Below are 14,947 nucleotides of genomic sequence, written 5' to 3' on the forward strand. Positions count from 1 at the left end.
TGAATTGTCTTTGTCACCAAAGGATTTGATCGGAACTGAGAATTCGGTACCCAAGTACCAAACGAGGCTGGGGAGGAGCGGAGGTCGCTCAAAGCTACCCCGTCTCGCGTCTGCCAACTCATCGTCATCATGCTTCCCATCCTACAGGACCCCACCCCAAACCGCAAAACAACACAGAACCACGAAACGTCGAAATCGTAACCACCACAACATAATTCGAGTCTCCCCAAAACACCTCCATGCGTAACCACCGAAACAGATTACCCACCAACCGATAACCCAAAGTTACTGAAACACAACAACATTCAAAAACACCCAAAAATCGGCCCACACACGCCCGCCGAGCACCCCCCGACACTCCCCCACCACCGAACCCGAGCACCCCGCCGGCCCCATCAGCCGGCCCCAAATTCGCCGGCGCCCCAACTCCACGAACACACCACCCCGGGACATGCCATCACCGCAGGTCACAAGCCAGCAACAACTCAATTCCCCTACACGAACATGTGATCTCGCCCGTAGCTCGAACAACAAGAGATGAGGACGCACCCACGCGGAACTCCAATCCACTACGAGGAGCAGAAATGCACGAGCACGACGACCAGACCCCCGACAACCACCGCCCCACCAGGGGCGAGCAGCTCCGCGCCCTCGCGCAACGGGTACCGAACACGATCAAGATCTTTCTCACCGCCTGCATCGTCGACTGCCTCGCCGACGCCACCACCGAACAGGTCTCACAGCTCCTCCTCACCCTCACCAATCAGCAATAGCCACACCCACACCCCCAACACACGAAAAAGCCCCCCACCGCACGGTGAGAGGCCATTTTCGGAGCACGCAACGAAGAGGACCGGCCCGGTAGCTTCGGGCCGGTCCTCTATCGCCTACCGATCCACGCTCACGCGAACCGCAACAACGCGATACGCGTCCGCGTCCTCCAGACGCGGAGCAATCGCATCAGGGTTGTCGGCGTTCCACTCACCCGCACGAGCAACCGACTTCCGGACTGCGCGGCGCGCAGCCTGATCGAAGCCCTGCGGAGCGTCAACCGTCACGGTGAACGCCTCATCCGCGAACTCGAATCCGACAGCGGCCTGAACCTCCACGGCGTAGGTACTACGGAAACCGGGTGCGTTAATACGGACCGAGACAACGCGGTACGCGCCCTTGTCCTCGGAACGCGAAGTGGTCGCGTGAGGATGCAGCGATGGGGCAGTGCGGAACCGCTTCGCGAGGCGGCTTTCGAGTGGATCGTTTTCTATCGGACTTCTCGAATATCGTTGTCCGCGAACAGGCTCGAACGAATCGTCCAGAAACAGTCCCCCGCTCGGCTGGTATTCACCCGGCTGGATGAATCACTTGGGCCCGAGCACTCGCTCGACATGATCGCGGAAAGTCGACCAGAAGCTGGTTTCAGTTGTCATCAGCAGTTTTATCCAAGCGAAACTCATGCAACTACCCGAGAGAGTGCATTACTGTCGGATCTGTGCTCGCTCGGCCGCGGCCTTCATCCGACGGAATCGATCGGCCGGAAGTTGGTCGCCGACCAACTGTCCCGCCGCCGCCGGATGCAGCAGTCGATCACTGCGGAAGATGTCGGAGTGATTGAGATCGGAAAGGTCACGCTGCCACAAGTGGATCTTCGACTCATGAGTGAATGCGCCCCTGACCGACGGGAGTGCGTTGTCCCCCGTCACCCACTGGTAGGGGGATTCCTTGATGATCTGGTACTCGATCGCTCTCGTTACACATGCGGCAATCCAGTCGGAGAACTGAATGTTCGAACTCAGGACACTGTCTATGTGCATTGGCGGCTCGATGATCCGCTTCATTTCCGGATATCCGCTCGCACGACCCAAGATGTGCTCGTACATGGCCGGCAGCCGAGCTGCGCGCGTCTTCTCGTTGATCTGATCGATCATGACCATCACGTTCGAGCCTTTGTAGTCGGCGTACCGGGCGATGCGGTTGAGCGCTTCGCGCATCGCAGCTGTTTCTCGGGCGTCCGTATCGAGGTCCGTCTGTTTCGGGGTTCCGAGAGGTTTTTCCGCGGCGTAGTAGAAGAGGGCGCCGTCGAGGCTGCGTACGCTGCGCACCAAAGTGTTGAATACTCGGATCTGTTGCCGATACTTGTCGAAAGTGTCGGGACGAAAGATACTCGCGCCCTTACGTTCCCACCGTCCAGGGTGCTCTGCCTTCTCGATCTCGGTTTTGAAGATCTCCCGCTTTTTCAGCGTGAAGATTTGACCGAACTTTCGAGCATTGTCAGCGGGAAGGATCAGGCCGGCGTAGCCGAACGCGGGACTGGTGTTGAAGCGAGCGTGATCGCGCGCAACGAATGCCCCTGTCTCGCCGATCTCGTCAATGTACGCCAGCAGCATGGAACGATTATTGCCCTCCAGATACGCGGAAACCCACGCCTAGGCGTGGGTTCCGGAATTAGCGCTCAGAGAACTATTTCATCTCCAGCTACTGGCCATAGGATAGTTCGACGTCCACGGTTTGCGCAAGTGGAATGATCGAGTGTGGCGCCAGGCATAAGTCTCTCAATTTGCTCAAATTGTCTGTAGAACGGATTCGCTTCGACGCAACGCTATTCGGCTCGCGGCGGTGACCTGCAATAGAAGGTGTCGGAGGTCAGCCGCATACTGTGCTCATGCGGCCTGAACTCACCGATCTTCTGTCGATGTCACATCCTGTTGTAGTAGTCACGGGTGACTCCGGAACCGGTAAGTCATCGATCCTCGCCGACCATCAGATCGAACTCTCACGTGGTGCAGCCATCGCGCCGCCGCCGGTCACCTGTGCGTTCGACAGCGGCGCGTTGCAGGTCGCCATCCTGAATGGCCTCGTCACAGCCTTGGTCACCTCGATGGCGGATCGGACCGCGTGGCGCACCATCCAGAACCGACTCGACACCGCAGGCAAGGAAATGGTGGCCGAAGTCGGTAAGAGCCTGGCCAAGGCCGTGACCCAGGAAGTCATGGCGTTGGTGAAGGCGCGAATCGGCGAACATGCGGGCGAAGGTCTCGCAGCGTTCTTCAAAGGCCTACGCCAGGATACGACCGCTGATCTACGGCGAGATCTCCAGTCGCGAAGCGATACCAACGTCGTCAAGCTCCTGGTACGGCTGTGCGACGAGGTTGCCACTGTGCTCAAACGCGACGTGATTCTGGCTATCGACGAGTGCCAACGGCTGACAGAGGATGACCAACGGGCGTTGGCCAGTCTTTGCATCGCGCCCCCTAAACGCGCACGATTCGTGATCGCCTGGTCGTCGGCGGCGCACGAGGCTCGTACCGGACTCACCAGACTTCGAGACACCGGATGCGGGGAGATAATCGTCGGCGGACTCAGCAGAGCAGATGTCGAAACCATGCTCAACCGGGCAGGCGTCACAAGTGCTAACACGGATCGTGTCTACTTCCTGAGCAGCGGATTCCCGATCATCGTCGAAGGTTTGATCGGTCAGCTCCGCAGCGGCGGTACATTGGATGAATACACGCCCCCTACTGCATTCGTCCGCTCGCTGGAAGATGCGCTGGCTCGACTCCCAGGCGATGCGCAGATCGCTGCACGCTGGCTGTCGGTCTTCGAATTGCCACCGCCTGAATCGACGATCACTGCCTATCTTGATCTCACTTCAACTCAGTGGGGTGTGTTGCGGCAGTCTCTCGAGCGGGAGAACATCCTCAGCGTAGAACGCAATGGACAACTCTGGTTTCACGAAAGCCGCAGATCACATCTGTGGGACCGCATGTTGAGCGAGGGCGAGCGGTTCGAGATCGGCCAGCCTGCGTACTCGGCCCTTCTCGCGCAATATCGCGACGACATGAGCTCCTCGATCGGTTTGATGGTGCCGATCGCACATACTGCTCGGTTCGCTCGCGACAGTCAGGCGGCCAATCCGCAACTCGCGAAGATCCTCGATCTGACGTCGGCGCAGCTGGCTGTCCTGGCGTCGATGATCGAAATCGAGATCATTCCCCTCGGTGATCACGATCTTCGATGGACGCCGCCGGAGAGCGCACTCATCTACGCGCACAACATCTTCGGCGCAGATCGCGGGGACGCACTCGCCGCACTTCCGGTCCTGATCGAACAAGAATTCATCGAAACCGCGGACCAAACGGAACAGATCAACGCTGATCCAAACGTCACCGTCACCATCAGCGCCGACCCGACCGACGAATGCCACATCGTGCTGCACGGCCGGATCCAAGACATCCTGGGAAAAACCGCCATCCCGCAAATCACCGGTCGCATCGTGCACGAACACTTCGAGGCGCTCAGACTGGAATCATCGCTCGTGCTCACCGATCCCGGCAGATCAGATGCCATCGAGCTCATTCGTAACGCAAACAACCAACCCTTCTACCGATTCAATCCTCTACGCAGAACCGTCTACCCGATGATGGCCGTGTGGGTGGACTATGGCGGGCATCCCATCAGCATGGCAGCGATCTTCAATCGAGACACCGAACGGCAGAAAGCGAAGAAGGCCGCGATCTCCGTAGACGAAGTGTCCTACGGCCGCCGAGTAAAAACTGTTCGCACTTTCGAGGATCAGATGTCGACGATTCCGTCGATGCGGCTGTTCAAAGCCGTGTACCTAGCCACCGGACGACCGGTGGAAGGTAACCGTGAGGGAACAAGAAACTGGCAGATGGTCAACGACGGACCTCCGCTCCCGATCAGTGAGTACGTCCAGCGCCAGATCACCCTCGCCGACATACTGCGGACCCGTGTCGACGATCTCGAACAAGAGGTCTATGCGTTGAGGGAACTGAGAGGTGCCGCCGTCGGACAAGCTCCGGACGATACCTACTTTTTCGTGGAACTACGTGGAAGCACCCGTGTCGTGGAAATGACTCCCGAGCACATCGCACTACTCCAGGATGACCTCCCCTTCAGATTCGCCCGACTCGAACATCACCTAACGCTCCGTCCCGGCGAGCGAACCCACCACATCACCGAGCGCATACAGCCCAGCGGTCTGATCGACGATCCAGCAGTCACGCTGTTGAACGACTTCTGGGAGACCGCCCGGGAGTTCAACGAACATCAACCCCGCCGCCGCATCAAAATGCAGAAGGGATCACTGACACAACTTGTGCGCGACACTCACATACGGGACACGACGCTGGCTCGAACGCTGTCGGAACAACTGACCATCGGCGGCGCACGAGGGCACAGACCGCAACACGCATTGCGAGTTGCGGTTCACCCAGGAAGCGCAAGCGTTCCACCCCTCGTCGCATACACACAGCCCATCGGTAGCCCCACCGATGTACAAGTTCGGTTTGCCCCCCGCTCATCCCAACCCAGGGATATGAAGGAGCTGCATTCCCAGATGTTCGGCGACGAGACCCAAGAAGAGCTGTACGGCGACGACGCCCACTCAACCGTCGCCGGTCTACTCGGATACGACACCGACGAGATCGAACTGATTCAGTAGGGTCACGCAGTTGCGGTAGTTGGCGTTGAGGGCCGTTGTCCCTGGCGGACGAGGTAAAGCTGCGAGGTCATGACTAGTCCTCTCTCATCGGTTTTGCACGTCGACGACGTTCGGAGTGTGCCTATGCGATGGGTGGCAGAGCAACCATCGGCCCGACCGAACGTCATGTGTGCGTCGTTCCGTTTCTTTTTGTCCACCTTTCTTCTCTTCTTGCCCACGTTGCAGGGAGCAGCGGTCACGGCACGGCCGTGCATCCGGAGAACCGGGCCTCTGTCGGGATCATCAACAGCGGCCGGTGACTTTTGTGAATCAGGCCCTCCGCCCCATGTCGACCTTGGTGGCGATACATCTACCCCCACTCATCTTGCACGAAAGTCGGTGACATTGGTCGTGGTGGAGCGGCCACGACAACGGAGCGCTTACTCGGAAAGGAGGAGTGGTCCGTTGCCGGCGGGCACTTCTCGGGCGCCGACAGCCTGGTCACCACGTAGATATCGGTTGCCGATGTCTACGCCGAAAACAGATACGACGAATGGCGAACGAGGCCGGTCGCCGATATGGAAAAGCGGAGTTCCACACGAGTACGGCTCCCTCGTGTGTCACGGCGTCAGCGACTCAACACGAGAGTATCGAACAGAATGTACGCGGCGACGGCGAACACCAGGTACGCGAACCAGTGTTGAAGTTTTCCGGTGTCGACGCGGTTGCCGAACCGTCCGGCGACCAAGGAGGCAACGATCGCAGCTCCGGTGAAACTGATCGTGATGGCCGGATCGATGGTGACGCCGCTACCGAGATGTGAGATCAAGCCGGCGGCGGAGTTCGCGACGATGATCAGAAGCGAGGTTCCGATCGCGATCTGCATGTCTATTCCCAACATCAGGACAAGGGCGGGGATGATGAGGAATCCGCCGCCGACGCCGAAGAGCCCGGTCAGCACACCGACGGCGAATCCTGCTGGGATCGCACGAGGTGCGCAGCGACGCCAATTGATACCGGAATCACCTACGCTGCAGGCGGTTCCGGTATCGCCGCGGTCGGCGAGCATACGAGCACCGGCAACGATCATGACCGCGGCGAACCCGATCATCACGACGGACTGCGGGAGCACTCGCCCGAGGGCACTACCGAGGAAGGTTGCGGGGATACCGGCAGCGGCGAACACGGCGGCCAGTCGCCACTGCACAAGATGGGCACGGACTTTCGGGATCGCGCCGACAGCCGAGGCGACACCGACCACGATCAGTGAGATCGGGATTGCTTGGTCGATGTCGAGGCCGAGGGCGAACACCAGGACCGGTACGGCAAGGATGGATCCGCCGCCGCCGAGGAGTCCTAGAAGGACACCGATGACTGCCCCGGCAGCGAGTGCGATTGCGAGAGTCATCGGCGTCCTTTTCGTCTACCGACGTTCGGCGGCATGCGGTTGTTGTTCTAGTTCAGTTCTGTTGTGCGGTGAGCGAATCGAGAGCTGCCTGCAGCCTGGCGGTGGCCTCGTCGGCGACGGACTGCAGTCGGGGTTCGCCGGTCACCTCGACCATGAGGGCGGGGTTCATCGCATCGACGATGACGGTGTTCTCCGCGGAGGGATCGGCGCGCACGACGACGTTGCAGGGCAACAGTAATCCGATCCCCCGCATCACTCCGACTGCTCGATGTGCCAACGTCGGGTTGCAGGCGCCGAGGATGAGGTAGTCCTCCAGGTCTTCGTCGAGCTTGGCTTTGAGGGTCGATTTCATGTCGATCTCGGTGAGTATCCCGAAACCTTGCTCCGACAATGCCTTACGGGTGCGTTCGACAGCGTCGTCGAACGTGGTGTTCAGGGTGGTCGTGAGTGCGAGTTGCATGATCTACGTCCTTTTTTCGGGGGATCCGGGGTCTGGGATCGGTCAGCGGGTGCCGAGCCGCGGGATGCCGAGGCGTTGGAGTATCAGGCTCATCGGGCACCATCCCACTGCGCTGTAGAGCAGGAGATTCGCAGCGACGAACGTGGTGAGAAGCAGCCACCAAATGGAGAAGGCGAGTGTCAAGGCCACGCTGAGCAGGACGACTACCCCGCCCAATAGTGGAACGATCCGTTCGATGGTCCAGCCGTGGTGCCGTGGGAGAGCTGTCATGACTGTCCGTACCGTCCTTTCTGTTCGTTGTTCCGCGATCGCCGCCGCGGTCTCAGGCGAGTGCGAGGAAGAGCTTTTCGAGTTCCGCCTCGGTCATCGGTTCCTTGCCATTCTCGCGGTTGCCGGTCATGCATTCGCGAAGGCCGGTGGCGACGATCTTGAAACCGGCCCGGTCGAGTGCGCGTGAGACCGCGGCGAGCTGGGTGACGACGTCCTTGCAGTCTCGGCCCTGTTCGATCATCGAGATCACTCCGGCGAGTTGGCCGTGCGCGCGGCGGAGTCGGTTGAGTACCAATGCGATGCTGTCGTCGTCGCCGACCATGGGAGTTCCTTCCGAAGATCAATCAGTAACCTCAAATATACCCCTATGGGTATATCCGGGTGGGTGGTTCGTCAGATCTGTGCGTCACAGTGGCCGAACCACGCCATCCGGACCTGTCAGTGCGAGAAACTGATGTTGGGCAATACCTTTCGCAGCCACGCCGGGGACCACCACGCGGCATGCCCGGTCAACCGCAGGAGCACCGGCAGCAGGATCAGCCGAATCAGTACCGCATCGAGCAGTACAGCGACACCGAGAATGATGCCCATCTCCTTCGGCGGCAACGGATCAGCGAGCGCGAAGGTGAAGAACACGGCCACCATCACCGCGGCAGCGGCGAGGATCACCCGCCCCGAATGAGCCAGACCGTCGACGTGCGCAACCTTGGGATCACCTGAGCGCTCGTAATGCTCCTTCGCCGTGGCCAACAAGAACACGGTGTAGTCCATGGCGATCGCGAAGATCATCGCGAAGAAGAACACCGGCCCCCACCCGTCGAGGAACCCCTGCGGGGTGAAACCGAGCAACGACGCGCCGTGCCCGTCCTGGAAGATCAACTTCGCGACCCCGAATGCGGCGGCGGTGGAGAGCAAGCTGACCACGGTACCGAGGATCGCGATCAACGGCGCCTGCAGCGCCACCAGGAGCAGCAGGAACCCGAGAACCAGGATGATGCCGACGATCAGCGGGAGGTAGTCGTTCAGCGCTTGCTGCAGGTCGAGGTTCTCCGCCGGTGCGCCGCCCACCAGAGCGCCCGAGGGAAGGTCCGCACGCAAGGTGTCGAGGATGGCTCCCATCTGTGCGTCGGACGGATCGACGGTAGGCATGGCCTGCAACATCACAAAATCGCTGCCATCGAGTGCGGACTGCGGCGGCGTCACCATGGCGATACCTTCGGTCGCGGCAGCAGCCTTCGCTGTCTGCGCGCCCTCCGCGGCGGGGGCGATGATCTGCAACATGCCCGGCGCCCCCTCCCCCATCTGAGCTTGGACGAGTTCGTAGCCCTGGCGGACCGGGGCGTCGGAGGGGACAACCGCGATGGAGGGCATCGCCACCTTGAGCCCGAGCACCGGGATCGACAGCGCGATCAGCACCAGGAGAGAACCGATGGCGAACGGCCACGGGTGCTTGTGCAGCAGCTCGCCCCAGGCGGCGAACTTCGGTGAGCGGTGTTCCTGACGCTTGGCGTAGGGCAAGGATCCACCGTTGACCTTGGTGCCGAGCATCCCGAGAACGGCAGGCAACAGAGTCATCGAGGCCAGGAGGACGAAGAACACGGCGAGCATGATGCCGATAGCCATCGTCCGCACGGCCGGTGCCGGAACCAGCAGGACCGCAGAGAGGCTCACGAGCACCGTGATTCCGGACAGGACGACGGCCTTGCCCGCGGTATCCATGGTTTCCGCGACCGCCGCCCGCGGCGACGATGCATGACGTATCGCGTCGCGGAACCGGGAGACGATGAACAGGGCGTAGTCGATACCGAGGGCGAGGGCGAACATCATCGCGAAGTTCATCGCCCACACGGAAATCGGGGTGATCTGGTTGAGCAGAACCAGGCCGCCCGCAGAGGCGACGAGCCCGGCCAGGGTCAGCAGCAGTGGGAGCCCGGCGGCGACGAGGGACCCGAAGGCGAGCACCATGATCGCGAGGGTGACCGGCCAGGAAAACAGTTCGGCCTGAATCATCGCGTCGTGGTTGGCCTTGTTGAAATCACTCCACAGTGCCGATGCGCCGGTGGGATAGACCTCGATGCCGTTCCCGGACAGGGCGGTCAACTCCCCCTTGAGATCGTCAACGGCCTTGACCATCTCGTCGGTGCTTGCGTTCGCGCCCGCGATGAGAATTCCGGTGTGCCCGTCGGGGCTGATGGACATTCCCGGCTGCGGCGCGATGATCGCACCGAAGCGAGGGTCCCCGGCGAAGACATCGGTGACCTCGGTGAGGGTGCGCTGCATGTCGGGGCTGTCGATGGTCCGGTCATCGGAATGCACGACAACCTGGACGGCGGCGGAAGAGTTGCCGCCGAAGTGTTCCTGTGCGAGTTCGCGGACCTGGACGGATTCGGATCCGTTGGCCTGCCATCCGGCGCCGGCGAGGGAGCTGAACACCGACGGTGCGGCCGCGCCGAGTGCGATGAGCACGATCAGCCAGACACCGAGCACCCATTTTGCGTTGCCCGCCATCGATGCGCCCATGCGGCCGAGTACGCCGCCGGACGCGTGTGAGATCGGCGGAACGCCGTCCCTGACCTTGGTGTTACTGGACATTGGTTGACTCCTGAAAAAAGGGGGTGATGGGTGCGAGTATGGGCGGGTACCGGGTCATGGCACCGGGTCATCCGGTGCGGCGGGTCAGCGGCCGAAGAAGGACCGGAAGAACCCGGACCCCGGGTCAGGAGCAGGGGTGCAGGTACAGCGCCGCGCTGTCTGGACGCCGGCCATCACCTGGTCGGCGTGCTGGCCGCATCCTGCCCAAGTGGTCTTGGAGCAGGAAGAACATGTCGTGGTGTAACACACCTGGTATCTCCTTGTCAGACGTCGTGCCGCGTATGGGGCACGAGAGTTTTTCTGAATAGGCGCTATTCGGAAGATCGCTCGACCCAGGCCGTGTATCCGCCGACCAGGTCGCTGACGTTCTCGATGCCGTCGGCACGCAACAGTGATGCGGCGACGGAGGAGCGCCAGCCGCCGGCGCAGTGAACGACGATCGGTTTGCTTCGTGGCAGGTCCGCGAGTTGGGAACGCAACTGTGCGAGGGGAATTGACCGGGCGCCGTCGATGGCACCGAAGTCACGCTCGCCGGGGTTGCGGATGTCGATCAACGTGACCGCGCCCGAGGCCAGGAGACCCTCGAGCTCGGACACCGTGGTGCGCGGCGCGGTACGGACAAGGTCGGCGAGCGCGTCCGGAAAAATTCCATCAACGTCGACAGTGAGGTATCCGAGCGCGTTGTCGGATCCGATGCGCGCCAAACGCATTGCCGCAACCTGTTCCTCACCCGGGTAAGTGATGAGCACGATGCGCTCGCCGATATCGGCGACCATGCCGCCGGTTTCGGCGAACCTACCGTCGAAACCGACATTGATCGAGCCACGCAGATGCCCGGCGGCGAAATCGTCGGGGGTGCGGGCATCGAGAACGCGTGTTCCGCTGGCCATTTCGACCCGGAGCTCTCCCGGTGAGAGTTCGGAGACAAACCGATCTTGTTCGAGGAGTGCACGATTCGACTTGTTCAAAGCTACGGCGGCCGAAAAATACCCCGGCACCGCAGGCTGGCCGTCGGCGACGAGAGCGACGAACGCGTCTTCGCTCATCGGCTGCACCGACGGATTCGTGCGGCGTTGCTCGCCGATGGTGGAGGTCAACTCGGAAGAGAGGTTCTTGCCGCAGGACGACCCCGCGCCGTGAGCCGGCATCACGGCCACTGCGTCGGGCAAGGTCAGCAGCCTCTCGTGGACGGTGCGGTACATCGCCCGAGCCAGGTCGGTATTGGTGCCGTCGCCGAGATTGGCCAGGTCGGGGCGACCGACGTCGCCGATGAACAGCGAGTCCCCGGTCAGCACAGCGGACGGCTCAGCGTCTCGATTCTCGCGAACGAGCAGGCTGATCGACTCCCACGTGTGGCCGGGGGTGGAGAGGATTTCGATGTCCACCTCCCCCAGCGTCAGGTGCTCGCCGTGGCGCAGTCGGCGAATCGGGTAATCGGTGTCCGCGGCGTCGCCGAAACCGATCCACGCGCCGGTAGCCTCGACCAACTCGAGGTGACCGGAGACGAAGTCCGCATGAAAGTGCGTGTTGACGACACCCTCGATGGTCAGGCCGTATCGGGTTGCGTCCTCGAGGTATTCGGTGATGTCGCGGCGCGGGTCGATCACGATGGCGCGGCCGGTGCTCTCGTCGCCGATGAGGTACGACGCGTGCGAGAGGCACTCGATGTAGTACTGCTCGAGGATCATCGGACAACCTTCCCTGTTCTGTGGAGTGCGATGACTACAGGTTGCCATATACCCCCTAGGGTATGTCAAGTACCCCCGGGGGTATACCCGGGTGCAGGCCGGGACACCGAGAAGGAGAGATCGGAACAACTGCCTGGAAAGCGGAAACGGGTCGGACGAGAGCATCAAGTTTCGATGCAATCCCACACCTCGTTTGGGTCACCGGATGGTTGGTCTGCGACGGCGCTACCCAAGCGAGCACATAGTTCATGAAACACCGCCAAACACCGGAGCTCTGGACGGAATTCCCGCCTCAGAGGTCCGGGCACCGCAAACAGCGCTCCCGGAATTGAGCGTGTCCATCAAATCGGGAACACTCCAGTCAGCCGCGGACTGAGGGAATCCGTTCTTCGATGTCACGTGCTCCCTTCTCCCGGTATCGACGGGCGCGCACGGTCAGTGCTGTCTTTCGTCCCTCGGGGAGTTCGGTGTCGGCGAGAGTGAAGTAGTTCTCTTCTTCTTGCAGGAAGTGCAGGTGCAGCAACGCATGCAGCCCGTAGAGGCAGGCCCGCAGATCGTCGACCTGGCTGGGTTGGATGCCACCGGCCTCGTGAGCCAGTTGCAGGTGGTTGCCGATGCGGTCGGTCAGCCGGTGGATCTCGGCGTGGGTTCGACTCATCGTGGCCGTTGCCTCGGCGCTGCCCAGCGGCGTCGCCAACGCCGGGTACAGCTCGGTCTGTTCGGCGTCCTCGTGCGGCAATAGTCGTTCGGTGAGGAAGCTCTGGGCTCGGGTCAAGGCATCGATCGCAGGTTTGCCGGACCCGGCGGCAACATTGTCGGCGGCATCACGCAGCAGCGTCAGTCCATCGCGTAACTTGTCGTGCTCGCCGGAGAAGCGGCGCAGCATCGCGTCGGTGCCATCCGGCAGCTCGATCCCGGCGGCAGGGTTGCCTCGCAGCGCACGCAGGGCGTTGAGGATCACCGCGACGTCGATGCCTTCCTGCAGCAAAGCCCCCGCCGCGGGCGGCAGCAGTCCGACTGCGGCAGCACCCATCGCCAGCAGGGACAGCACCATCCCCGCCACCGCGCTTTGGACCGCGATGCGCCGTGACCAACGTGCGATGTCCATCGCGTCGGCCAGCCTGTCCAAACGGTCGGTCGTCAACACGATGTCGGCGGCCTCGGAGGAGGCCGTTGCACCGCGGGCGCCCATCGCGACGCCGACCGTGGCCGCAGCCAGAGCAGGGGCATCATTGACGCCGTCGCCGACCATCACGGTCACGGCTCGTTCCCGTTCGGCCCGCACGGCAGCGACCTTGTCGGCGGGGCTCTGATTGGCGTACACCTCGTCCAAGCCCAGCACGGTGGCCACCTCCCGCGCGGGTGCCGCACGGTCACCGGTGAGCATGACCAATCGGTTGATTCCGGCAGCGCGCAGCCTCCGAACCGTCCTGGGTGCGTTGCGGCGCAGCGGGTCTCGTAAAAGAACCGCGCCGACGAGCTCGTCGTCGGTACTGACCCACGCGATTGCGGCGCTATCGAGGCTGGCCCGGTTGACGACCGCCACGGCCCAATCCGCCTCGGATGCCTCGCCGGCGAGCTTGCCGACGGCAACCCTGGCGCCGTTCACCGTGGCGGTGACTCCGCGTCCGGGGTGTTCGATCACCTCGACGGGCAACGACAGCGACAGGTGCCGTGCGAGGGCTTCGGTGACGATGGCCTCGGCAAGCACGTGGGGTGACATCTGGTCCACCGAGGCGGCCAGTCGCAGGATCTCGGGGGTGTCGCTGCCGGGCGCCGCCACGACGTCGACGACGACGGGTCGACCGGCGGTCAGCGTGCCGGTCTTGTCCATCACCAGCGTCGTCGCATGGCCGAGATTCTCCAGCGCCCCGCCGCTACGAATTACCACACCCTGTCGCGAAGCCCGCGACAAGCCGGAGACGATCGCCACCGGCGCTGCGAGCAGCAGCGGACACGGCGTCGCCACGACCAGCACTGCCACCGCTCGTACCGCTGACCCACTGGCCAGCCACGCGGCGCCGGCGACAGCGAGCGCCAATGGCAGGAACCATGCTGCATAGCGATCAGCCAGCCGAATGATCGGTGCACTGTCGGCGCCCGCCTGCTGCGCCAACCGCACGATCCCGGCGTAAGTGCTCGCGTCGGCGGTTGCGGTGGCTCGGATCTCGAAAGCGGTCGCGGCATTGACCACACCGCTGCGCACCGGTTCACCGACCGCGCGTTCAACCTGAAGTGGTTCACCGGTGAGCGCCGACTCGTCGAGGACCGCCACCGCGTCTTCGACCCGGCCATCCACCGGGACCACTTCTCCGGGGCCGACCACGAGCAGGTCACCGGCCACGACCTCGTCCAATGGCACCACCGTGATCACGTCGCCGATACGCCGGCGCGCGGACCGCGGCGCACGCTCGAGCAGGGCCCGCAAGTCGTGCGACGCGCGCCGTTGTGCGGCCGCATCCAAGGCACGCCCAGTGGACAGCATGACCGCGATCAGCGCACCGGCCACGTACTCGCCGACCCACAGAGTGCCCACCAGCGACAACACTGCGAGCAGATCCACTCCCGCCCGGCCGTTGCGTAATGCCACAATCACCCAGACCAGCGCGGGCACCACGGCGACCAGCGTTCCTGCCACCCAGCACCCCTCGTCGATCGCACGCCAACCAACGACCCACGCGATCCCGCCGAGAATCAGCGCTGTCACCGTGACCACCACCAGAGCCGGTTCGAGCAGCGACCGAAGTCGCTGCAACGACGTCTGGGCGGTCGGCGGTATGTCGGTCACCGTGTACTCCGACTGTCTACGTCACGATCACCGCAAAATCCTTTGCAGCGTCGATCACTACACACTTGACCTGAAGTTATTCGCCTGTCGACGCTCACGGCCGTTCCCCCTCTGCCTGCCTGCATCGGTGTCGGTGTCGGACGCGGGCCACCGGACAGTCGCATTCGACCGCCGCGGCCTCCGACGCCGACCCGGCTGAGGGATTGGATGATGTAGCGCTGCGCATTTTGTCCTCTCTGGGACCGTTCATCGAGTGACATCGGTCGATGCGCGCAGCTAACTGCGGTGCACGCGAACCTCA

The 14,947-nt window shown here is 62.5% G+C and carries 11 protein-coding genes; 2 read left to right on the plus strand and 9 right to left on the minus strand.

Annotated elements, in window-relative coordinates:
* Positions 1–584: 584 nt before the first annotated feature.
* Positions 585–773: a hypothetical protein gene (locus tag ATN37_RS14250; protein ID WP_042447579.1), complete on the plus strand. Its 189-nt coding sequence runs from the start codon at positions 585–587 to the stop codon at positions 771–773.
* Between the two features lie 114 nt (positions 774–887).
* Here ATN37_RS14250 and ATN37_RS14255 read toward each other — a convergent pair whose 3' ends face one another.
* Together ATN37_RS14255 and ATN37_RS14260 are read right to left on the minus strand one after the other, a co-directional pair.
* Complete coding sequence (locus ATN37_RS14255; protein ID WP_058037325.1) at positions 888–1,109, minus strand: hypothetical protein; 222 nt, start codon at positions 1,107–1,109, stop codon at positions 888–890.
* A 366-nt stretch (positions 1,110–1,475) separates the two neighbouring features.
* Entirely contained in the window at positions 1,476–2,384 is a 909-nt protein-coding gene (locus ATN37_RS14260; RefSeq protein WP_024487937.1) for a DUF3800 domain-containing protein, read from the minus strand.
* Between the two features lie 275 nt (positions 2,385–2,659).
* On the opposite strand from ATN37_RS14260, the gene ATN37_RS14265 reads away from it, so the two are divergent.
* Positions 2,660–5,461, plus strand: coding sequence for an ATP-binding protein (locus ATN37_RS14265; protein ID WP_058037326.1), 2,802 nt, complete (start codon positions 2,660–2,662; stop codon positions 5,459–5,461).
* Positions 5,462–6,068: 607 nt separating this feature from the next.
* Here ATN37_RS14265 and ATN37_RS14270 read toward each other — a convergent pair.
* From ATN37_RS14270 to ATN37_RS14300, 7 genes are all read right to left on the minus strand, one after another.
* The gene (locus ATN37_RS14270; RefSeq protein WP_058037327.1) at positions 6,069–6,848 is read right to left on the minus strand and encodes a sulfite exporter TauE/SafE family protein; all 780 of its coding nucleotides are present in this window, start codon (positions 6,846–6,848) and stop codon (positions 6,069–6,071) included.
* Between the two features lie 52 nt (positions 6,849–6,900).
* Positions 6,901–7,308, minus strand: coding sequence for a DUF302 domain-containing protein (locus tag ATN37_RS14275; protein WP_054802217.1), 408 nt, complete (start codon positions 7,306–7,308; stop codon positions 6,901–6,903).
* A gap of 42 nt (positions 7,309–7,350) precedes the next feature.
* Positions 7,351–7,578, minus strand: coding sequence for a DUF2892 domain-containing protein (locus ATN37_RS14280; RefSeq protein WP_058037328.1), 228 nt, complete (start codon positions 7,576–7,578; stop codon positions 7,351–7,353).
* A 52-nt stretch (positions 7,579–7,630) separates the two neighbouring features.
* A complete protein-coding gene (locus tag ATN37_RS14285; protein WP_054802216.1) occupies positions 7,631–7,900 on the minus strand; it encodes a metal-sensitive transcriptional regulator in 270 nt (89 codons plus the stop codon).
* 116 nt (positions 7,901–8,016) lie between these two features.
* A complete protein-coding gene (locus ATN37_RS14290; protein ID WP_058037329.1) occupies positions 8,017–10,170 on the minus strand; it encodes an MMPL family transporter in 2,154 nt (717 codons plus the stop codon).
* Positions 10,171–10,481: 311 nt separating this feature from the next.
* Positions 10,482–11,858: a rhodanese-like domain-containing protein gene (locus ATN37_RS14295; RefSeq protein WP_058037330.1), complete on the minus strand. Its 1,377-nt coding sequence runs from the start codon at positions 11,856–11,858 to the stop codon at positions 10,482–10,484.
* Positions 11,859–12,219: 361 nt separating this feature from the next.
* Complete coding sequence (locus ATN37_RS14300) at positions 12,220–14,646, minus strand: heavy metal translocating P-type ATPase (RefSeq protein WP_253741182.1); 2,427 nt, start codon at positions 14,644–14,646, stop codon at positions 12,220–12,222.
* Positions 14,647–14,947: the final 301 nt, after the last annotated feature.

Origin of the sequence: Rhodococcus sp. MH15 (assembly GCF_019266045.1) — a bacterium.
Classification (GTDB): domain Bacteria; phylum Actinomycetota; class Actinomycetes; order Mycobacteriales; family Mycobacteriaceae; genus Rhodococcus_F; species Rhodococcus_F qingshengii.